This is a genomic window from Methylobacterium sp. J-076 (assembly GCF_022829405.1).
Classification (GTDB): Bacteria; Pseudomonadota; Alphaproteobacteria; order Rhizobiales; family Beijerinckiaceae; genus Methylobacterium.
Map to the genome: position 1 here is coordinate 1 of NZ_JAKSXW010000081.1, position 20,765 is coordinate 20,765.

22 protein-coding genes and 2 pseudogenes are annotated in these 20,765 nt (G+C 62.3%); 8 read left to right on the forward strand and 16 right to left on the reverse strand.

All coding sequences use genetic code 11. The features are described from left to right. Positions 1 to 937: ATP-binding protein (locus MKK53_RS07165; protein WP_243928007.1), on the forward strand; the 937-nt coding region annotated here is incomplete at its 5' end. A 367-nt stretch (positions 938 to 1,304) separates the two neighbouring features. Here the strand turns inward: MKK53_RS07165 and MKK53_RS07170 are convergent. Further along, positions 1,305 to 1,763, reverse strand: a complete 459-nt coding sequence (locus MKK53_RS07170; RefSeq protein ID WP_243928008.1) for a response regulator — start codon at positions 1,761 to 1,763, stop codon at positions 1,305 to 1,307. 342 nt (positions 1,764 to 2,105) lie between these two features. Between MKK53_RS07170 and MKK53_RS07175 the strand changes: the two genes are divergently transcribed. From MKK53_RS07175 to MKK53_RS07185, 3 genes are all read left to right on the forward strand, one after another. After that, positions 2,106 to 2,399, forward strand: a complete 294-nt coding sequence (locus MKK53_RS07175; RefSeq protein WP_243928009.1) for a hypothetical protein — start codon at positions 2,106 to 2,108, stop codon at positions 2,397 to 2,399. Between the two features lie 176 nt (positions 2,400 to 2,575). Beyond that, positions 2,576 to 2,779 (forward strand): hypothetical protein, encoded by a 204-nt coding sequence (locus tag MKK53_RS07180; protein WP_243928010.1) that lies wholly within the window; start codon positions 2,576 to 2,578, stop codon positions 2,777 to 2,779. 114 nt (positions 2,780 to 2,893) lie between these two features. Beyond that, the gene (locus MKK53_RS07185; RefSeq protein WP_243928011.1) at positions 2,894 to 3,106 is read left to right on the forward strand and encodes a hypothetical protein; all 213 of its coding nucleotides are present in this window, start codon (positions 2,894 to 2,896) and stop codon (positions 3,104 to 3,106) included. A gap of 234 nt (positions 3,107 to 3,340) precedes the next feature. On the opposite strand, the gene MKK53_RS07190 is transcribed toward MKK53_RS07185, so the two are convergent. Beyond that, entirely contained in the window at positions 3,341 to 3,679 is a 339-nt protein-coding gene (locus tag MKK53_RS07190; protein ID WP_243928012.1) for a hypothetical protein, read from the reverse strand. A 385-nt stretch (positions 3,680 to 4,064) separates the two neighbouring features. Between MKK53_RS07190 and MKK53_RS25690 the strand changes: the two are divergent. After that, a pseudogene (locus MKK53_RS25690) lies at positions 4,065 to 4,112 on the forward strand (hypothetical protein); the annotation flags it as partial. Positions 4,113 to 4,148: 36 nt separating this feature from the next. Here MKK53_RS25690 and MKK53_RS07195 read toward each other — a convergent pair. The 8 genes and pseudogenes from MKK53_RS07195 to MKK53_RS07230 all read right to left on the reverse strand — a co-directional run. Continuing rightward, positions 4,149 to 5,201, reverse strand: a pseudogene (locus MKK53_RS07195) (IS630 family transposase); the annotation flags it as partial. A gap of 130 nt (positions 5,202 to 5,331) precedes the next feature. After that, positions 5,332 to 7,584 (reverse strand): xanthine dehydrogenase family protein molybdopterin-binding subunit, encoded by a 2,253-nt coding sequence (locus tag MKK53_RS07200; protein WP_243928014.1) that lies wholly within the window; start codon positions 7,582 to 7,584, stop codon positions 5,332 to 5,334. 8 nt (positions 7,585 to 7,592) lie between these two features. After that, on the reverse strand, positions 7,593 to 8,606 hold the full coding sequence (locus MKK53_RS07205) for an FAD binding domain-containing protein (protein ID WP_243928015.1): 1,014 nt from the start codon (positions 8,604 to 8,606) through the stop codon (positions 7,593 to 7,595). Then, positions 8,603 to 9,130: a (2Fe-2S)-binding protein gene (locus MKK53_RS07210; protein WP_243928029.1), complete on the reverse strand. Its 528-nt coding sequence runs from the start codon at positions 9,128 to 9,130 to the stop codon at positions 8,603 to 8,605. The genes MKK53_RS07205 and MKK53_RS07210 overlap by 4 nt, the downstream gene beginning before the upstream one ends. Positions 9,131 to 9,654: 524 nt before the next feature. Beyond that, positions 9,655 to 10,767, reverse strand: a complete 1,113-nt coding sequence (locus MKK53_RS07215) for an alkene reductase (protein WP_243928016.1) — start codon at positions 10,765 to 10,767, stop codon at positions 9,655 to 9,657. A gap of 41 nt (positions 10,768 to 10,808) precedes the next feature. Continuing rightward, a complete protein-coding gene (locus MKK53_RS07220; RefSeq protein WP_243928017.1) occupies positions 10,809 to 11,630 on the reverse strand; it encodes an alpha/beta fold hydrolase in 822 nt (273 codons plus the stop codon). 106 nt (positions 11,631 to 11,736) lie between these two features. Then, positions 11,737 to 12,120: a hypothetical protein gene (locus MKK53_RS07225; RefSeq protein WP_243928018.1), complete on the reverse strand. Its 384-nt coding sequence runs from the start codon at positions 12,118 to 12,120 to the stop codon at positions 11,737 to 11,739. 604 nt (positions 12,121 to 12,724) lie between these two features. After that, a complete protein-coding gene (locus MKK53_RS07230; protein ID WP_243928019.1) occupies positions 12,725 to 13,174 on the reverse strand; it encodes a DUF6894 family protein in 450 nt (149 codons plus the stop codon). 313 nt (positions 13,175 to 13,487) lie between these two features. On the opposite strand from MKK53_RS07230, the gene MKK53_RS07235 reads away from it, so the two are divergent. Further along, positions 13,488 to 13,952, forward strand: coding sequence for a DUF6641 family protein (locus MKK53_RS07235; protein ID WP_243928020.1), 465 nt, complete (start codon positions 13,488 to 13,490; stop codon positions 13,950 to 13,952). 236 nt (positions 13,953 to 14,188) lie between these two features. Here the strand turns inward: MKK53_RS07235 and MKK53_RS07240 are convergent, their stop codons facing one another. Beyond that, on the reverse strand, positions 14,189 to 14,938 hold the full coding sequence (locus tag MKK53_RS07240) for a hypothetical protein (protein ID WP_243928021.1): 750 nt from the start codon (positions 14,936 to 14,938) through the stop codon (positions 14,189 to 14,191). Positions 14,939 to 15,252: 314 nt separating this feature from the next. Here MKK53_RS07240 and MKK53_RS07245 point away from each other — a divergent pair, with 314 nt between their 5' ends. Then, the gene (locus MKK53_RS07245; RefSeq protein WP_243928022.1) at positions 15,253 to 16,113 is read left to right on the forward strand and encodes a hypothetical protein; all 861 of its coding nucleotides are present in this window, start codon (positions 15,253 to 15,255) and stop codon (positions 16,111 to 16,113) included. A 9-nt stretch (positions 16,114 to 16,122) separates the two neighbouring features. Here the strand turns inward: MKK53_RS07245 and MKK53_RS07250 are convergent, their stop codons facing one another. Next, on the reverse strand, positions 16,123 to 17,037 hold the full coding sequence (locus MKK53_RS07250; RefSeq protein WP_243928023.1) for a 3'-5' exonuclease: 915 nt from the start codon (positions 17,035 to 17,037) through the stop codon (positions 16,123 to 16,125). A 53-nt stretch (positions 17,038 to 17,090) separates the two neighbouring features. Beyond that, positions 17,091 to 17,426, reverse strand: a complete 336-nt coding sequence (locus tag MKK53_RS07255) for a hypothetical protein (RefSeq protein ID WP_243928024.1) — start codon at positions 17,424 to 17,426, stop codon at positions 17,091 to 17,093. Positions 17,427 to 17,595: 169 nt separating this feature from the next. Here MKK53_RS07255 and MKK53_RS07260 point away from each other — a divergent pair, with 169 nt between their 5' ends. Continuing rightward, positions 17,596 to 18,111 (forward strand): hypothetical protein, encoded by a 516-nt coding sequence (locus tag MKK53_RS07260; RefSeq protein WP_243928025.1) that lies wholly within the window; start codon positions 17,596 to 17,598, stop codon positions 18,109 to 18,111. Positions 18,112 to 18,155: 44 nt separating this feature from the next. On the opposite strand, the gene MKK53_RS07265 is transcribed toward MKK53_RS07260, so the two are convergent. The 3 genes from MKK53_RS07265 to MKK53_RS07275 form a co-directional block, all read right to left on the reverse strand. Further along, a complete protein-coding gene (locus tag MKK53_RS07265) occupies positions 18,156 to 19,073 on the reverse strand; it encodes a hypothetical protein (RefSeq protein ID WP_243928026.1) in 918 nt (305 codons plus the stop codon). Positions 19,074 to 19,477: 404 nt separating this feature from the next. After that, entirely contained in the window at positions 19,478 to 19,837 is a 360-nt protein-coding gene (locus MKK53_RS07270) for a hypothetical protein (protein WP_243928027.1), read from the reverse strand. A gap of 30 nt (positions 19,838 to 19,867) precedes the next feature. Continuing rightward, on the reverse strand, positions 19,868 to 20,765 hold an 898-nt coding region (locus MKK53_RS07275; RefSeq protein ID WP_243928028.1), incomplete at its 5' end, for a TonB-dependent receptor domain-containing protein.

The window sequence follows — 20,765 nt, forward strand, 5'->3', positions numbered from 1 at the left end:
ACGCCGGCAGGCACTCAAGCCAGAGGTGTTCGACGTCGGCGAGAGGATGCGCGGGATCGCGGAGATGCTCGATACTGTGACGGGCGCACGCGTCTACGTGGTCGCACAGGTGCCCGATGCTCCTTGCTTCGTCCGGGCGGATTTGAGTCAGTTCGAGACCGCACTCATCAACATGGCCGTCAACGCACGCGATGCCATGGAAGGGGAAGGAACACTCACCCTGCGCCTCGGATGCCGGACGACCCTTCCTGTCATCCGCGGGCATGCCGGCTCACGCAAAGCCTTCGCCGCGGTCTCTCTCGTCGACACAGGTTCAGGTATCCCCCCGGACCTACTCAGCCGGATCTTCGAGCCGTTCTTCACCACCAAGGAGGTCGGTAAGGGCACGGGGCTCGGCCTGTCGCAGGTATTCGGCTTCGCAAAGCAATCGGGCGGCGACATTGACGTGGCTAGCCTTGTCGGGGAAGGCACAACCTTCACCCTCTACCTTCCGGAAGTCGAGCAAGAGGAGGTCCCGGCCTGTGCCCGCGGGCCCAATGGGCGCCTGACGCTTCTCGGCACGGGGCAGCGCATCCTCGTCGTCGAGGACAACATCGGCGTCGGTCAGTTCGCGACCCAAATCCTTGAGGACCTGGGTTACCGACCGACCTGGGCGGCCAACGCCGAGGAGGCGTTGGACCTATTGGGTGGCGACGGCGCAGGCTTCGACCTGGTGTTTACCGACGTGGTGATGCCAGGCATGGGGGGCGTAGAACTCGCCAAGGCGCTGCAGCGGCGGTTGCCGCATCTGCCGGTGGTCCTAGCATCCGGCTACAGCCACGTGCTGGCGCAGGAGGGCACGCACGGGTTCGAGCTGCTGCAGAAGCCGTACTCGGCATTGCAATTGAGCGACGTCCTGCGCCGGCTCCTCAGCCTTCATGCGAGGGGTTCGGTCTGATCAGGCCCGGCTTCCGGCTTGGTCGGCGCGTTCAAAACCCCACTATGTCCGCTTCGATGCACTTGCCGTCCGAAAGCGGACGGGCGGAAAACCACCCTGTGCGGCCATCCCGCTTCCGACCCCGAGCTGCCATTCCTCCGCCGAGCCCGGTCCGGCCCACGAGCACCGGTCGATGCGAGGCGACTTTAAGCCCGCCCGGTCGCTATCCAGCGGGCCAGGATTGCCTGGCCATTCGCTCTTGCCTGCTATGCCGCCTGATGTGACCGGGGTACGAGATCCCTCCACCCCAGACCGCTCGGACAACAAAATCGTACGGCAGCCGTCTAAAACGTGGCGGGCGGCATCGACCGAAGCGTGTCGTGGTACATCAATGCGCTTGCGCCCCCGGCGCCAGCGTGTCCTCCGCCCCCCGTTCCCGTCGGCGCAGCGGTGCCGGTTTGCGCCCGTCGGGCAGGATTTCCTGTAGGTGGTCGTGGACCATGTCGGCGGTGAACGGTTTGCCGATAAAGCACGCCCCCTCCGGCATGTCCCCGGGCCCTGGCCGCAGATGCCCCGATGCCACCACGATGGCGATATGCGGCCACCGGGCGGCGGTCTCGCGGGCGACCGCGAAGCCGTCGCGGGAGCCGGGCATCTGCACGTCGGTGAAGAGCAGCACGATGACGGCGTGTTCCCGGTCGAGGAGCTTCATGGCCTTGTCGCCGTCGCTCGCCTCGAAGGTCCGAAAGCCTGCATCCTCCAGGATGTACATCGCATCCATCCGGATGAGCCCGTCGTCGTCGACGACGAGGGCGTAGGGCTCTGCGGGATCGGACGGATCACTCATTTGCAATCAAGTCCGGGCCGGGTCGAAAGGCTCCCGAACGCCGAATGCGCAGGCGGCGCAGGCGCGTTCGCTCGAAGCACAGCGCTCCACCAGCTTGGCATGGGCTACGTTGCCACTTCCTGCGGAAATATGCTTCCCGGAAGAATCCACGCCAGTCCTTGGTACTGCCGGGCCAATTCAGAAAGTCCGCGCGGTGCTCCGTGAGCGCGAGCGTCCCGTCTAGGGCGAACACAACGAACATGCGTTTCCTGACACTGATCTGAGTTTCATCCGTAGGGGCGGACATGCGCTTTCTCACCTAACGCTGCACACATCGGTGCAGGGTTCAGAGATCGTTAGGTTGTGCGTGACCTAGCTCCACCCAACAAACAGGAGGAGCGATTATTGTTATTAATTATCAAGCAACTCCCCAAGAAAGACATATTGAAGACCGGGACGCTGTTCTCGGCGGGAGGGAAGCAGTGCTTGGACTGTTTGATTTGGAGCATGAGCGACTGCGAAGCGCTTCTGGAAGTCGATCTGGATTCTGAGATAGCTGTAACCGGACGCCTGATCTGCGAAGCAGCATATATCGACAGACCATATGGTTTGCTCTGGCGCAGCGGACGGAAGATTGGAGTAGACTTTGATCCCTGAGTGAGGTGCTCACTCCGGTGCGATCCCTGGTCAGCCCCTATGCTGGCCGACATCGAAGGGGCAGCGATCGCAGACCAAGAGCCACCCAACGGAACTAGCCATCCAGTCAGCCACTTCGACATACAAGTGCTGAACGGCATCCATGTCGCGACGACAGCACAGCCAGGGAGACGGCTATGACTCGCGACGAGAGCGGCGGTACGACGCTGACCCCTGAAGAGATCGCAGCAGCGACGCGTGCCGGCCGCAAGCAACTCGCTGAGGACGGCTGTCCGCAAGATCGCATTCCGGAGGCACAAAACGCCAGCGAGAAGGCGGAGCCTCGCGCTGTCCCTGAAAGCGAAGAACCCGGTCTCATCGATTCGATGAAGGGTATGTAGGTCGCCACGCGGTGAGCGAGACCGGCCAACGGTTTGGAGTGGTTCCGATGCCGGGTACGTGGCGCTCGCCCGTGTTGATACACGGTGCCATATCTCTGGTAGACAAAAGTCTCGATGCGCAGTTTGCGCGTCGGACCAGGGATCGAAGTCTTGCCGAGCTTCCAAGCGTGCGTCGGCATCTTGCTCCTCGCCATGGGCCTGGAGTTCGATCACCTGGCGTGTCGGCGCTGGCGCATTGGCCAGCACTACGGGTCGTTCTGTATCCGCACGATATGCGCGTTTGCGTTCACGATCGCCGGGGTGTTGTTGATGCTCGCCACCTGCTGACACCACGCGGAGCACGGTATCCCGACTGGTCACTTTGCAAGCGATCGCGCTGTGAAAGATGATCTTGACCATGGTGCTACTCCGCCTTGAGCGGGAGAGCCGCATCAGCGCCGGATCGTGCGGCTTGCCCTTGCGGGCGAGCTCGATCTCGCGCGTGAGCGTCATGTGGGCGAGGATCGTCTCGTCCACGACGAGGCCGTTGCGCATGTCCAGCCGGGCGCTGGGCTGCTGGCGCTACTCGGGCTCGCTACTGCCCGCGTCGGGTGCGGGCAGGTTCGGTGCCGGGGATCGCTCCTCGCCCAGCGGCTTCACCGTGTAGGGAACGCGCCGGGCCTTCGCGGCGGTGAGCGCTATCGTCATTGCCGAGCAGATCCCCGACATGTGGCTGATCCGGATGCCGCCGACGGCGACGCCGCCTAACTGCACGCCGTTGTCGCGGTAGAGCGTCATCCGGCGCCCGACGTAGGCCGTGCCGCCGGCGCCCCAGATCCGGAGCAGGACGTGCCGCATCGACTTGCCGGGCTTATACGGCTTTCGGCTGGCATGTCTGATGCGAGCCGTCTCCGAGCCCATGGTGGGCGTTTCCTCCCTACACTGGCCGGCGCCCTCGGGCTCCGGCCCCTTTCGGGAGCGCTCGCCCTCCTCGTCGTTGTGCACCTCGCCGACTGCAGGGCTGATCCCACCGGCGCACGGGCTACCCTCTAGGATCCGAGCTTCACCGGCATCGGCATTACCGCCGCGCCTGCGTTCGGCCGAGCCTCTTGGTGCGTAGCGGTCCGCTTCTGCTCCCCGTCGATGCTGAAGCGGACGAGCTGCTTTCCACCCAACCCAGCCGTTCAGAGGCGTCTGCCAACGCGACCGAAGTTGGCCGAATGCTGCTGGTCTGCTTTGAAGAACGGTGACAACGAAAGCGGACAGCCTCCAATCGGGTCAATAACTACGCTCACCATTTCGGGACATCGAGAACGCGGGCGGTACCTGGGTCGACGAGGCGGTCGTCTGCGATCAGGGTTTGGTCACGAGCCGTACGCCCGTGGATTTGCCCGCGTTTGGCGGCCTGGATGATGCGGTCCGGGTCTGCGGTCCAGACGAAGGGCTTCGGATCCCCGTTGCTCTCGGCGATGAAGCGTTTGATGGCAGCCTGGACCTCGAAGAGTGATCCGAACACGCCCTGTCGCAGCCGGCGCCTCGCGAGCTTGGCAAAGAAGCCCTCGACGGCGTTGAGCCAGGAGGTGGAGGTGGGCGTGAAGTGGAAGGTCCAGCGCGGGTGCCGGTCGAGCCAGGCGCGGACCTTCAGGTGCTTGTGGACGGCGTAGTTGTCCAAGATCGCGTGGACGACCTTTCCGGCCGGGACCGCCGCCTCGACCGCGTTGAGAAAGCGGATGAACTCCTGATGCCGGTGGCGCTGCATGCAGCGGCCGATCACCTTGCCCTCCAAGACGTCCAGGGCGGCAAACAAGGTCGTGGTGCCGTGGCGCTTGTAGTCGTGGGTGCGCGTCGTGGGCTGACCCGGCTTCATCGGCAACGGTTCCTGCGTTCGGGTGAGCGCCTGGATCTGCGACTTCTCGTCGACGGAGGACACTACGGCATGGGCCGGTGGATCGACGTAGAGCCCGACCACATCGCGCAGTTTGGCGGCGAAGGCTGAGTCGGTGGAAAGCTTGAACTGCCGCACTCGATGCGGCTGCAGGCCGTGCCCGCGCCAGATCCTCTGCACCGACGAGACGCTGATGGATGCAGCCTTGGCCATGGCAGCCGCCGTCCAATGCGTGGTCTCACCGGGCGGATCAGCCTGGGTCAGGGCCACCGCGCGCGCCGCCACCTCCGGGCCGAGCGGTGGGATGCGGGCTGGGCGTGTCTTGTCGCGAAGGAGCCCATCAAGGCCCTCCTGTGCGAAGCGCTCCTGCCAGCGCCAGACCGCAATCTTAGATACGCCTGCATCACGCATGATCGCATGAGTACCCAGATCATCGGCGCTCAGCAGCACGATGCAAGCGCGCCAGACATGCTTCTGAGGCGTATTCCGGTCAGCTACGAGGGCTTCCAGCCGAAGGCGATCCGAAGCGGCAAGCGAGAAGGAGATGCAACTGCGCATCCCGCCAGACTCGCAGGACACAGCCCAAACCGAAATCCGGGACGGACTCAACCGTCAGGTTTCGACCACTAGATCGATCCCGTCGTAGCCCAGTAGGCACAGTCCGGCGTCGGTGGGAACGGTTGCCCTATCATAGCAGCTTATCCACTGTGATCGGTAGGTGGCGCATGCGCTTGCCGGTGGCGTGGAACACGGCGTTGGCGATGGCCGCGGCGGTGCCGACGATGCCGATCTCACCCAGACCCTTGACGCCCAGCGGGTTGGCCTTGTCCTCCTCGTCCACGAAGATCACGTCGATGTCGTAGATGTCGGCGTTCACCGGCACGTGGTACTCGCCGAGGTTGTGGTTCATGAACCGGCCGAGGCGGTGGTCCATCATCGACTCCTCTTCGAGCGCCGAGCCGATCCCCATGACCACCCCGCCCAGGATCTGGCTGCGCGCGGTCTTCGGGTTGAGGATCTTGCCGGCTGCGATCGCCGAGACCACGCGGGTGAGGCGCACCTGCCCCAACTCCTCGTCGATCTTCACCTCGACGAACACGGCCGAGTGAGTGTAGGCCTCGTAGGCGCTATTGAAGTCCTTGTCCGGCGTGGCGCTCTCGACAGCCTCGATGCGGTCCATGCCGCCCGCCCGCATCGCCTCGACGAGGGACACGCTGCGGCTCGGATCGTCGGCCACCGCGATGCGGCCGTCGGCGAAGACGACCCGCTCAAAGTCGACGTTGGCGAGCGGCGAAGCCTCCATCTGGCGGGCGAGGACGAAGACCTGCGCCGCCACGCTACGGCAGGCCTTCATCACCGCCGTCCCCGAGGACGCCGCCGTCCACGAGCCGCCCGAGACCGGCGCCTCGGGTAGGCTCGTGTCGCCGAGCTTCGTGGTCACGTCCTCCATCGGCAGGCCCAGGCTGTCGGCCGCGATCTGTGCTAGGATGGTGTAGGTGCCGGTACCGATCTCGCCGGCTGTGTTGCCGACCTCAAGCTTGCCGTCCGCGGTGAGGACGGCGCGGGCGTTCGTCTGCATCATCATCGATTCCCAGACGCCCGTGGCCATGCCCCAGCCCACGAGTTCCCGGCCGTCGCGCATTGAGCGGGGCTCCGGGGTGCGCTTCGCCCAGCCGAAGCGCTCCGCGCCCTGCTCGAAGCAGGACTTCAGGGCCTTCGAGCCGAACAGCTTGCCGCCGGCCGTCGCGTCCACATCGGAGTAGTTGCGCAGGCGCAAGGCGATCGGGTCGACGCCCGTCTCGTAGGCGAGCTCGTCCATTGCGATCTCAATGGCGAACACCCCCGTCACCGCCCCCGGGGCGCGCATGTCGGAGGGCGTGTGCGTGTCGAGCTTGGCCAGCTTGTAGGTCAGGGCGACGTTGTCGCACTTGTAGAGTACGCCCGCCCAGTTCACGACGACCTCCTGGTAGTCCTCGAAGTGCGAGGTGGCGCCGGTCGCGTCGTGGCGTAGGGCCTGCAGGCCGCCGTCTCGATCGGCGCCGAGTGACACCGTCTGGAGCGCGTCCGGGCGGTAGCTGAAGGTCCACATCTGGTCGCGGGTCAGGACCACGCGGACCGAGCGCTTGAGGTCGCGTGCCGCCAGCATCGCCAGGAAGAGCTGGTATTGCGGGCGCAGGCCCGAGCCGAAGCCGCCCCCGAGATAGGGGTTCATCACCCGCACGTCGTCCTTCTTCAACCCGAATACCGAGGCGATGTAGGCCTGGCTGTTCGAGACGCCCTGGATCTTGTCGTAGACGGTGTACTTGCCGTCACCCTCGTAGACCACGGTCGAGGCATGCGGCTCCATCGGGTTGTGGTGCTCAATGGCGAGGCGATAATCCTGGCGCAGCTGGATCGGCGCGTTGTCGAAGGCTGCGTCGGCGTCGCCCCAGGGCTTAGGCGGCGGCTTGATGCCGTTGCGCTTCTTCGGCGGCACGTAGGCTTCGTCCTCGACCTGCCGTACGTCGGTGACCGGGGTCTCGGTGTCGTACTTGACCCGCACCAGCGTCGCGGCATAGCGCGCAGTCTCGAAATCCTCGGCGATCACCAGGGCGACGGGCTGGCCGCTGTACAGGATCGCGTCGTCGTAGAGCGCGCGGAACGGTGAGCCGGGGGGCGCCACCGCATCCTGGTAGTTGTAGTCCAGCCAGGCGGTGCGGTCACGGTTCTCGTGAGTGAGCACCTTGACGACGCCGGGCACCGCCTCGGCGGCACGGGCGTCGATGCGGGTGATGCGCCCCTTTGCGATGGCGCTCGACACCACGTAGCCATGAGCGAGGTCGCTCGCCGTGAACTCGGCAGCGTACTTAGCGAGGCCGGTGACCTTGGCCGGGCCGTCGACCCGGCTGCGCGGGGAGCCAACGAAGGTGTCGTGGCCGGTCGTGCTGAAGTGCTGGGTCATGGCGAGGCCTACTGGATGCGCTTGTCGGTGATCGATTGCGGCGTGCCGGCAGCGGCCTGCTCCAGGCCGCGCACGATGGCGCGCCGGGCAAGCTCCACCTTGAAGCCGTTCTCGGATTGCGGCTTGGCCTCGGCGACGACGAGGTCGGCTGCCGCCTGGAAGGTCTCACGGGTGGCGGGCTTGCCCTGGAGCAGGGCCTCGGCCTCCCGGTTGCGCCAGGGCTTGTGCGCCACGCCGCCAAGGGCGAGGCGGGCGGTCTTGACGCGATCGCCGTCGAGTTCGAGCCCGGCCGCCACCGAGACCAAGGCGAAGGCGTAGGAAAGGCGGTCGCGCAGCTTGAGGTAGGTGTAGTTCCGCGCGTAGCCGGTCTCGGGCAGATCGACGGAGACGACGATCTCGCCTGGTTCGAGGTTGGTGTCCTTCTCCGGCGTGCTGCCGGGCAGGCGGTGGAAATCGGCGAAAGCGATCATGCGCTCCCCCGCGGGACCGCTGACCCGCACCGTGGCCTCGAGAGCGGCCAGCGCCACGCACATGTCGGACGGGTGCGTGGCGATGCAGGCCTCGCTCGCCCCGAAGATCGCGTGGATGCGGTTCAGGCCGCCGATCGCCGGGCAACCGGTGCCCGGCTCGCGCTTGTTGCAAGGCGTGGCCGTGTCGTAGAAATAGTAGCAGCGGGTGCGCTGGAGCAAGTTGCCGCCGGTCGAGGCGGCGTTGCGCAACTGCGCCGAGGCCCCAGCCAGGATGGCATCGCGCAAGAGCGAGTAGCGCTCGCCGACGCGGGCATCGTAGGCTAGCGCCGCGTTCGTCACCAGCGCCCCGATCCGCAGGCCGCCCGCGTGGTCCTCGATGGCGTCGAGCGGCAGCCGGGTGATGTCAATGAGCCGACCCGGCCGCTCGACGTCGTACTTCATCAGGTCGACGAGGTTGGTGCCGCCCGCGATGAAGCGGGCCCGGTCCGCCGTGCCGTAGGCCTGCACCGCCTCCGCCACTGTGCCGGCGCGGACGTAGTCGAAGCGATTCATCGGGCCTCTCCCTGCAACACGTCTTCGATCGCGTCGACGATGTTGGTGTAAGCGCCGCAGCGGCAGAGGTTGCCGCTCATCGCCTCCCGGATCTCGTCGCGGGTGCGGGCGTGGCCCTCGTTCAACATGCCCACCGACGAGCAGAGCTGCCCGGGCGTGCAGTACCCACACTGGAAGGCGTCGTGCTCGACAAAGGCCGCCTGGATCGGGTGCAGCCCGTTCGAGCCGGCACCGCCGTTGGCAAGGCCCCCCAGCCCCTCGACTGTGGTGATCTCGGCGCCGTCCTTCATCACGGCCAGGATCAGGCAAGCGTTCACGCGCGTTCCATCCACGAGAACGGTGCAGGCCCCGCACTGACCGTGGTCGCAGCCCTTCTTCGTGCCCGTGAGGTCGAGGCGCTCGCGCAGGAGATCGAGGAGCGTCGTCCACGGGGCGACCTGGATGTCGCGCACCTCGCCGTTGATCGTTAGGCGGATGCCGATTTTCGCGTCAGCCGCGACGGGCGAAGCACTCTCAAGACGCATGGATGCCATCTACTGCTGAAGCTTCACTTGATGATCGTAAAGGACCGCCGATGCGAGATTATGAATCGAAGCTGGGCGTGCAGCGATCCCGCTGGCGAGCGACACAGCGCAACGTTTCAGAACCGATTTAATAACCGCTCCAAACAAGCCCTGTTCCGTAAGGCTGCTGATCGGCAGCGGGGTGGTAGCTGTTCACGGCCCGCTGACTGGCTGCAGATTGCCTGGGCGCTTAGAGATCAGCGATGCCTTCGTCCGCCGTGGTGGGATGAGAAGGCTAGCCCAAACCACCCTTTCGCTCAGCTCGTGCTGCCGGCGTAGGACGCAAGGAGCCGGCGCGCACCGATACGCCGACGAGGTGCTACCGTTCCACCCGATCCACAGCTTCGCTACGCGCCGGCCGCTCGGTTCGAGGATGCCGGTAGGGCTGAGGACCTACCAAGTGTTCTGCTTCCGGCACGGTCGCGACTAGACACCGGAGATCGAACCAGCCACGATCGGCGACGTGCCAGGCTGACAGAGGCCATTCAGCGATGTACCGGCACCGGCCCGTTCATGCCTGGCCAGTCGGAGTAACCGGTCGCGCCGCCGCCGTACCAATACTGTTTGGGCGCCTCAGCCAACGGCGCGCCGCTCGCCAGTCGCCCAACGAGGTCGGGGTTCGCGAGGTAGAGTCGGCCGAAGCTAAACAGGTCGGCACGGCCCTCGGCTAGTTCTTTTTCAGCAAGATCCAGAGTGTTCTGGTTGTTGCCAATATAGGAGCCCTCGAACCGGCGACGCAGGTCGAGGAAATCGACGCCGTCCGGCACCTCGCGGGTCTGCTGCGTCACGCCCTCGATCGTGTGGATGTAGAGCAGGCCGAAAGCGTTCAGCGCATCGACATAGGCGCCGAAGGTGGCGTGCGTATCGGAGTCGAGCGGCGTCTCACCGGGCTGCGTCGTGGCGGGCGACAGCCGGATGCCGACGCGGCTCCCGCCGTCCCAGGCCTCGGTCACCGCACGGACCACGTCGAGCGGGAAGCGCAGACGATTCCCGATCGAGCCACCGTAGCGGTCGGCACGCTTGTTGGTCGAGTCGCGCACGAACTGCTCCAGCAGGTAGTTGTTGGCTGAGTGGATCTCGACCCCGTCGAAGCCGGCGCGCCTGGCGTTCACGGCCGCGCGTCGGTAATCCTCGACGATGCCGGGGATCTCGTCGGTCTCCAACGCCCGCGGGGTGACATGGGGCTTCATCCCCTCCACTGTGAAGGCGGTCCCCTCCGGCTTCACCGCCGAGGCCGAGACCGGGAGCCCGTTCCCCGGCTGAAGGTCGGGATGGGATATCCGGCCAGTGTGCCAGAGTTGGAGGAAGATGCATCCGTCGTTTGCGTGGACCGTCGAAACGATGCGCGTCCAGGCCTTGACTTGGTCATCCGACCAGATCCCCGGCGTGTAGGCGTAGCCTACCGCCTGGGGCGATATGTTGGTCGCTTCCGAGACGATCAGGCCGGCGCTGGCGCGTTGACCGTAATAGTCGGCGGCAAAGTCCGGCGGCACGCCAGCGGTCGAAGACCGACTGCGGGTCAGCGGCGCCATCACGATGCGGTTCTTGAGGGTCAGGTCGCCGATGGTGACGCGCTGGAGGATCGGGCTCGATGTCATGGTTCCTCGGATCATGATGGCGATGGCGAGTGGAGTGCGGGTCAGCCCTTCAGGAAGGTGATGAGATCCCGGTTCAGCCGCTCGGCATGGGTGAACGGCACGGCGTGCGGCGCGCCTTCGTAGACGGTGAGTTCGGCACCGGGGATCGCGGCTGCGGTAGCCTTGCCCGACACGTCGATCGGCACGGTCTGGTCGTCGTCGCCGTGGATGACGAGGGTCGGCACGTGGAACGCGCTCATGTCGGCACGGAAATCAGTCTCTCCGAAGGCGGTCACGCTAGCGATTGTCGCCTTTGGCGAAGCGAGCATCGCGAGGTTGCCGGTCCACTGGATCAGGTCGGATGAGACCGGCGACGAGAGCATTCCGACCCCAAAGAAGGTCTTGGAGAAGGTCGCCATGAAATTCGGACGGTCTTTCTTCAATCCATCGATCATACCCGCGAACACAGACGGATCCACGCCCTTGGGATTGTCGGCGGTCTTGAGCATGTACGGCGTCACCGCCGAGACCAGCACTGCCCGGGTGACCCGGGCGCCGCCGTGTCGGCTCATGTAGCGGGCGATCTCGCCTCCACCCATCGAGAAGCCGATGAGAGCGACGTCCTGCAGGTCGAGGGCGTCAAGCACCGCCTTCAGGTCGTCGGCGAAGGTATCGTAGTCGTAGCCGCCCCAGGTCTGATCCGAACGGCCGAAGCCGCGACGGTCGTAGGCGATCGTGCGCAATCCTGCGTCGGTGAGCGCCGGCTGCTGAAACTCCCACATGTCCGCGTCGAGCGGCCAACCGTGGATCAGCACGACCGGCCGACCGCTGCCCCAATCCTTGTAGAAAAGCTGCGCTCCATCCTTAGCCGCGAGGAAGGGCATGCCGGTATCTCCGATCGGTCGTGATGTTGGGCGGGGAAGGCCCGCTGGGCAGCGACAGTTCCCACGCGGTGTACGTGGAGATTCAGGCGCCCTGCCTTGCGGAAGGCTACGGCCTCACACCTGGATGCATCATGGTCAGGTTGCGACCGGGTTCGTCGGTAATCTGAAGCATGGCTGCCCCTGCCGCGACGAAACCAGCCATTGCCTTCACATCAGAAGGCTGCTTCGGATCACGCGAGATCGCGTCAGCCTCTCGCTGCAGGCGGACGTTGCAAGCCCGAGACGGCATCCCGCCGTTCGGCGTGCAGGCGTCGTGCCGGGCGCAGGCTGCGTCGAGGGCGTCGATCGGCGGAAGTGGGGCGTTGTTGCCAGGGCCGCAGTAGTTGCCATGGATCAGCATCTTCGGCTCACCCATGGCACCGGGTTCGGCCAGGGCAGGTGTCGCGATGCTTATGGCGAGAAGGAACGGTACAACGGTTCTGCACAGCATAGTTTCATATCCCGAGACGAGCACGCCCCCCCCAGACGGCTGGTATTGGGCGCTGCTTGAGAGCGTCCCGGATATAGAACTGACTACCGAACAGCGGGTTTCGGTACGAGCTATGCACCGCATCGGGGGAGGTGTGAGGCAAACAAACTCTATGATTGGGAAGAGAAGGCACAGGTCGTCGATAGCTAACTGCCAAACCTGCGTAGGGCAGAAGAGCCCCACCACCCATTTTGCGACGGATGGCGGGGTGAGACGCTATCAGCGACCCATGGTGCCCGAAGAGCCACCCGTTCCGTTGCCCATCGAGCCGGAACTCCCGGCCGAGCCGGTTCCCATTGAGCCGGAGTTGCCAGTCCCCATGCGGCCACCCGTGCCGGTCCCGTCGTTCATCTGACCGCCCGTGCTCATGCCGGTGCCGGATCCGCCACCCGCACCCATCGAACCGCCTGTTCCTATAGAGCCGCCGCTCATGCCGGCGCCCCCACCGGTGCCTGAACCACCAGCTCCACCACCTGCCGCACCGCCCTGTGCGATAGCAAAGCTAGCGCTTCCAAGAAGCACAGCCACAGCGATCAAAGGCATGCGAAAAGTTCTGTCGTTCATCTCAAACTCCCTGTGTCACTCGTGGAGATCCTTGGGAGGATCTTGATCGGCAACCCGCGTCAACGAGGAGATGTTCCTGCTTATAATCGCCTCTCGCTCGCAATAATTTGCCTATTTTTGCGAAATTTACATAGGTTATAATCCATATTTGACCTTCGGCAGGACGTACTATTCGGGTGTGTGCGTTCATTTCATAGTCAGCGACTTTTCCGCCGGCGGCGGCCATCTCCACATGCATCTCCATGCTAAGCCGGAACAGCATGCCCCCGCTGGCATCTCTCACGATCATAGTGAGCTGCTTATCGTGTTCCCCCGTGTTCGCGACGATGTGTTCGGCAAGCAATCGGGTGCCATACCTTTTGGCCGCACCAAGATCGCTTAGCAGGATACCATCGCCGTCCGGCCTCACGCGTCGGCTGTACACGAGGTCGAAGAAGTAAAGCTTGGCCATACCTATGAGTCCGGACGCTAGAATATTCGCTGAGGGAGTGTCCGCTTTCGGGCTGCCAGCGTTGACAGTTGGATTGCGGCAATGGGCGCAAAGCAGAACGACCGTTTTCTGGTCACAGACAAGGCTCTGGAAGAGCAGGTAGCAGCTCAAGAGATCAACTTGGAACAGACGTGCCGACGCCTGATAGAGCCGCGTTCAGCAGCGCCTATTAAGGCTCGGAATAAAACCCATGTTTCTTCGGTTGAACATGGGGATAGCGGCAGTAACCTCCTGTGCATGAGAGCTGACGGAGCTCACATGCGAGGAGACAGTGATGAGTGTGTTGAAGACCCTCAAGCTGAGTGCCACTGTTCCCACCGTATCTGCCAACGATCCACTGGGCCGGGCAAGGGACAAGCTGCTGGCACAACTGGGGGACCAGCGGGACATGGTGAGTGCTTCGCTGGAAGGCCGCCTGTATGAGCCGCCCAAGATACTGGCTCTGCGCAAGGATGCTTCGGGCCAGCGCGTGCGGGTTGAGGTCAACCGCCGCGTGCGTCGGGGCTGGTTTCAGGACCCGGCGGGCACCGTGCATTTCATCATGCGCGTGGGTGGCAAACCGCTGGAGCTGCAGCCGGGCAAAGCGGCGATCAGTATTAGCAGCCTGGATAAGCTGCCGGGCACCCTGGAGTCGTTGATCATCGCCGTGCGCGCGGGGGAGCTGGATCCTCAGATCAAGGAAGCGGCGGTGGCCCGCGGGCTCATGATGGCGGAGCGCCGAAAGCCCCGGGCAGCTTGATCGCTGCGAGAGTGACGGTGAGCGACATGGCATATCGTGCCGCTCACTGCGCCGTCTGCTACGTGCGAAGAGGGCCCCGCGTATGCCGCCAAAAGCCGTGTTTTAGCGGTTTTTCTGAGCGTAATCGCAAGAGCTTAGGCGAGCCAATGTGGTCGCCAGCTGCTTGCGTACAGAATGACGTGATCCCGCGAATGCGGGCTTGCCAACGATCTTCTCAGCTCATTCTCAGCCACCAGTCAGTGCGCAAGGCCCGCCGGTTTGGCGAGCTCTAAGCGAAACCGGATGGCCTGATCGAACAGCGGGGCTTTCCGATATTGCCGATCACGCCGCCACGATGGAGCGCTCTCATCACCCGCCAACTGGGTTTCGAACAGACCCAGCCATGTAAGCGGTCGCAGCACCCGGCTCTCGAAAGCGAAGCCTGCAAAATCCGCTGGTCCGTGGTCCAGCGCGGGGTCCCAAACCGTACAGCTGCGCATCAGGTCCTCGCGCGCGACCCACTCCGGGGACGTGATGGAAAGGCACCACAGCACGATGCCGATGTGGTTCTGCGGCCAGGCCTCCGTAGGCACGCGGTCGAAATAGCCGAGATTGACGCGCCAAAACACCGTCTCGAACAGACAGCGGAACAGCTCACCAGCTTGCTCCTCACGACCAAGGGCTGCACCAGCTTTGGTAGCGATCAGACACTTCTGCCGTCTGCGAAACAGCTTGGCAGTTTGCGCGATGAGCCGGGTGGCCTCCACGGGCATCACGTCGATCTCGTTGAGCACCTTATTCATCAGGAGCTCCTGGGCCTTGTCATAGCCGGGCCAGGTCATAGCATCGAAGAGCGCGCGAACGTCGGCGCGGCTAAGCGCCCCCGTGGCGGTCAGCGTGAGGCTGGCGAGAGCCTGAGCTCGCTGGATCATCAGGCGCGTCGTGCCAACCAGTGGCGCGGTTATCGCGGCATCAGCCGTGGCATCGACGGTGATCACCGCCGGCATTCCTCCGTCCGACAGCTTCAACAGGGCATGCAAGCTGGCGTGTGTGAGAAGGCTCCAAACCGGGGGATGGGTAAGCGTGGTCATCCGCGAATATGTGCCACCGCCCCGGCGGCGATGGCCAGGGTTTTCAGCCCTGCTGCAGAACGCTCACCCGTGCGCTTGAAGGGCGCCCGGGCTGCAAGTTTGCTGAACCCGCGCCCCGCCAGTGCTGGGGCTTCCTGGCCGCGGAATGACAGCAGGCGCTCCAGGGGAGGAGGAGGTGGCGCGCAGGGTGGCCTTGCCCATCTGATCCCTCAGGAAATGCGAGAAAGTTGTTGATCCGCCTCTGGATCACCAGCACGGCCATCGGCATACTTGCAGCCTGGTGCTTGGGCCTCGATCCGTTCGCTCCCTACCTGTACGAAGGCATCATCCTCGGCGCCCTCGTGTTCGGCGCGGGCTTTCTCATCATCGTGGCCACCCTACTCGGCAGCCCCACACTCGTGCTGCTGATTGCGGGCGCCCTCCCCCTGACGATGGCGTACAGCGAACACATCATCCAGGATAGGATCAAACCTAGCGGTGCCTTCCATCGCTACGGCGCGGATGCACCCGTAAGCCTGCAGACCCGGATCGAAGGCTCGCACCTGTACGGGCGGATCACCAATCGGCACGCCCGGGATTGGCTTCGCCTGGCCATGGTCCGATGCACGCCGGTATTCGCGAACGGCACGCCCAGCCAGCGGGTGCAGGAGATTTCAGTCGGCGCTGGCGGATGGCTGGCACCTGGTGAGGAGGTGGAGCAACCCTTGCTGAGCAGTTCTGGACTCCTATGGGAGCCCGGCATGAGCATGACACTCACCACCTGTAGCATCGGCTCTGCCGATTTTTACGCGGACCCCCAATTCAAACCCGCGTTCACCTACGCCAAGGACAGGGACAACCACTACGTGTTCGATGTCACCAACACGCGACAGGATGCCAACCTCACACGGGTAAGCTTTTCCTGCTCGGTCCTGAACGCTGCGAGCGGCAGCCAACCGCACAAGCAGGATTTGCGGGTGATCCCTCTATACGCGGACGGCACCAGCTATCGCGTGCCGCCTGAGAAGCGAATAACCCTCTACAACACCGAGCTTTTTGCCGGTCGCAGCATCACGAGCTGCGCCGTGAAAGAGGTTTCGTGGAGCCATTGAGCGGCGCGTCTACAGGATCGCCGCTTCACACTGCCGGAGCCTCCGGGTTGGTGCACCGGAATATCGGTCACGGGCTGTGATCCGGTCCACCGGGAAATCGGGCATTGCACGCCCAAACACCTCCAGCTCTAGGAAGGCTCGCTCGATCTCCAGGTGCGCCTCATCGCAGTCCAGGTACCAACACCGGCGTGGCCCGCTCCACCGGAAGCCACGACGTTTCAGAGTATCCTTAGTCTCGATCGTGGCTCCCTGCGCCCACAAGCGTACGGTGGGCCGGCGGGCAGTCTCAAGAAGGGCGGAGAGGGCCTGCCTTCCTGAGGTCTGTAGCGGCTGCGCCAGCAGCGCCATGAGAGCGTGGCAATCATCAATCGCCCGGTGGCCCTTATGGAAAAACCCATAGTCGATCAGGAGGTATCCCAGTTTCCTGCCCTCATGGCCCTCTGCCCGCCATGGGATCTGATGGCAGGAGCAGGCCCAATTTTTCTCCGTGAACACCGGCCAGCGGATCTCGCACATCTGACGGTCGAAGCTGGCGTTGTGCGCTATCACCACTGCGGCGTCGGCTGCCAAAGCCTGCACGGCAGCGTCATCGATGTGCTTACCAGCCACATCGGCGTCGGTGATGCCGGTTAGCCGGGTGATCTCGGCAGGGATGGGTTTACCCGGCCGATGAAGTTGGTTGAAGGTCTCCAGCACGCGGTAGATACGGCCGCTCGCGCCATACTCGAATTTGAGGATGCCCAGTTCGATCACCTCATCCGCGACGCAGTCGGTGCCGGTGGTCTCGGTGTCGAGGATCAAGCCAATGAAAGTGGGCTCGTCGGGCGCATCCGAGCACACTATCAGGGGCTCCAACCGACGCAGTACGCGGTAGTCGCCAGTGGCTTCGAGCACTGCAGCGATGCTGTCGAGAGGCTGGTTCAAAAACGTTCCTCTCCGGTTGAGGCCTTGGGTCCAGTGCACCCGTAGATGTTCGGTTAATAATATCCAGCTGGGACAGCCTTGAAACCTGCTGGGATAAGCCAGCTATTAAATAGACCCTGCTCTGCGAGTTTGAATCGCATAAATGCCTTATTGAAGGCATCGCCATCTGCTTGCTGAACGCCGTACTCAGGAACCATCAGGCAGATCATGACGATCTCAGCGCCATCGCGAGCAAATATTGCGCCAAACCCATAGCGCTGCTCAAGCATAGATTGCTCTATCTCATCGCACCGATCGCCTGTTATTTTTAGAACCCGCTGACCTTTGGCAGATATCCCAAGAAGACCAGCTGCATCCACTCTGTTTAGAAGCTCGATTACGCTTGCCATTGGCCACCTATTCTTAGGGAATAAAGCAATACCAGGCAGGGTACTAAAAAATTGATACCTAGAAGGTGGAGCAATGGTATATGGCATTTCCATGGTGAAAGAACTTGCCTTCGGCACAAACAGTCATCAAAGCCTTCCTTACAGCGCAAATCAACCGGGGAAATGACTTATGCCGTTTTACACATACGAAGTAGACGATGCAGTTGACGAGCATCGTTATCACAATCGACAATCAGTAAAGCTGGCAGGCAATGGTCTAATCCAGAAAGCGTGGAAACGTACCCATCACGAATGCGAGGGTCCTTGGGCCGTTTCCAATAGAGAAATGCTGCAAGCAGGGGGAATAAATCCAAATCGATCCATTGTAATTGATACATCTCCTAGACGAGATACGGTTAGTCTCTTTGAGCTGAAATATGTGCTAGGAGTAACCTATGGATGGACGCCTATTTGTTTGATTATTGAAGAATTATTTTCTGACCGGGACGTAGGGATAGTTCCAGAAATTTTCAAGCGGGATTTCCTCGACGGGACATCTAATCGCAGAAAAGTTCGATCAATACTTTATCTGCAAGAAAGCTGGCTATGGGGCGGAGCAGGTCGGTTCGCTTCAGCCTTACTTTGGGAAGATGTCTGGGACTTTTTCAATACATGGCAAGCCCCAGGTCACAGGCCGCAGTCCTGAATGAATCAGCCAGTTAGTTAGTATCATGTATGTAAAAGTACTGACTAATACGATGCACGAACCACAAACCTCAATCTCTCAAACCCACCTCTCTTGCACATCAACCACTCCACATACTCACGTATGTCCTCTTGCCCCCACCAACTACGAACAAATCCCAAACTCCTTGTCGCATCACAATTTTCCTGGCTCTCGCCTTTGAAATCTCGTTCAATCCGGAATTTCAACGCGTACCGGATCACCCCTTTGATGTTTCTCACCACGCTCCGGTCGCGATCAAACGGCTTCACGTTCACCTGATAGGGAGCGCCATGGCCACGAGCTCTCAACGCATCGGCGAACTCCTGCGCCGTCACCCCGCCCAGCCCCACAATCCCGTGCAGATGCGGTCGCCACACCGTGCTCTCATAAGCACGCGCAAAAAGGGGCCATCCCAACGCTTGCATGGCCATTCGCTTGTTCCGGCCAAATCCCTCCAGATCTCCGTACGAGTCCCGGTCCATCTCCCACCACCCCGTCAGCTGAACATCATTCCACCGCGGGTCGTGTCGGCGCTGGTAGGCGATCATGTTGCGGATTCGCCGCTTGGTCGCCTGGATCCCCGGGTCCACCGTGCTCAGATCCAGCATGGTCTCCAGCAGCAGCGTTAGGAACGCCAGCTGCTCATTGGGAACGCCCACGAAGGCCTCACCCAGCGCTCGGCCCGTCTCTTTGCCTCGGCGACGCAAAAAGCAGCGCGGGCACAGCGGGACCCCGCACACGCGCATGTTGTTGCGGTTTTCGTCCATCTCTCCGCAACATTCCATGCGATCATATAGGGGATGCATCATACCCAACGCCGACAGTACCTGAGCCCGTTGTTCCTGCATGCCCGGGCTCAGCCATCTGATCTGACGCCGCTCCCAAGGTTCAAAGACCTTGATCAGAGCGGCACGGAATTTTCTCATTGACTCAAAAGACATCAAATTTTCCTCAGTTTCGCCTGAGGTATTTAGCTATGGCCCATTCCAGCATTCACAGGGAGAAATCCACCAACTGGGTTGGTGGAAACACATGACCCGTCAGGCTTGCAGCTGACGGGTCATACGCTTGGAACAGATCAATCAATCGGACCAATAATTATCGAAATATGAAGCTTGACATTCATCAGGAAGAAACGCTTGCGACCCTTCGCAAACCCTCCGAAGGTCCGCTTCGCGGCAGCTTGGCGGAGGACGCTCAACGTCCGGGTCGGGTGGATTTCTTCCCGTCCGCTTCCGAGGAATCGTGGCATCAAAGCGGACATTGTCACTCCGCCCACTCACAACCCCTCTCCGGCCCGAAAGGTCGTTCTATCAGTGGCAAGGTTTATCTGCAGTTTGAGTTCTTATCGGTCCATACGCTCGCTCAATTGCAGCATTGATCGCGGCATTTGATCCGCCATCACTGAAAGGATCTTTTCGACGGAGGCGAGATCAAGGCTGTAGCCAGCACCTGCGACAATTGTGTCTTGGCTATCCAGAATAACCAAGCCGCCGCGGTTTCTAAGGTATGGCTGATGCCAGCGCGACTTCGATAGTCTTAGTCCCAGGCTCTTCGCCTGGATACGGAGCTTTGCGAGACGCAAAGCGTCTTGATAGCTTGGGGTCAGATCGATCTCGCGCACAGTTGGCTCAAATTTGCTTTGATTCCACGGCGACCCGCCATCACGCGGGTCGCGGTTGTTCTGTTCGTTGATTGAATCCACGCCTGATCATTTGATGATCGGCGAAACCGCTTACCACCGATAGATAAGACTACCAATGACTGTAGCTGGCTGATTGCGGTTACAGAAGCCAAACGAACAGGTTTGGAAGTTCCGGTCAAAAATGTTGTAACCATTAAGCTGTGCACGGAAGCCCTTGTACTTAGGATCAAGCGCAGCGAAATCATAGGCGACAAGCGCATCGTAGAGCGTGACGGCAGTGTTGCGTACCGTATTCAGATCGTCTGCGTAGCTCGCACCAATGTAGCGGATACCGCCGCCGATTTGCAGTCCGCGCAACGGCGAGGACGGCGGAAACGCGTAGGTCAGGAATGAGGCATAGGTGTCTTGAGGGATGCCTGAGACTAGGTTTCCGGCAATCGACTGACCGGTGGAGTCGATTGAGTTCACGAACCTGATATCGACATGCGTATAGGCGATGGTGAGGTTCGTGCCCGGAGCAAGGTTCGCGGTCGCTTCCGCCTCAAAACCCTTCGACCGTACGGCGCCGCCTGCGGTCTGGAAGGCAAGGTTGGCCGAGTCCGGTATCAGGATGCTCGACTGATTGATCTCGAAGCCGGCGAAGGCGGTCTGGATGTTCGTACCGGGGATCAGATACTTCACCCCTGCCTCGAGCTGGTCGCCGGTCGCTGACTTGAACGCTTGGCCGCTACGGTTGAAGCCGACCTGCGGCGTGAACGTCGTGGCATAGCTGGCATAGGGCACGAGGCCGGGAGCGAGAATGTAGCCGAGGCCGACGCGGCCGGTGAATGCGGAGTCGTTCTGAGACGACACCGCACTGGCAGGTGTCGCGTAGGTGTCTTGGAAGACCCAGTCATGGCGACCGTTCAGGGTCAGGATAAAATCACCGAACTTCGCTTGGTCCTGCAGGTAGACGCCGACCTGGTCCTGTGTCTGGCGAGAGGCATCC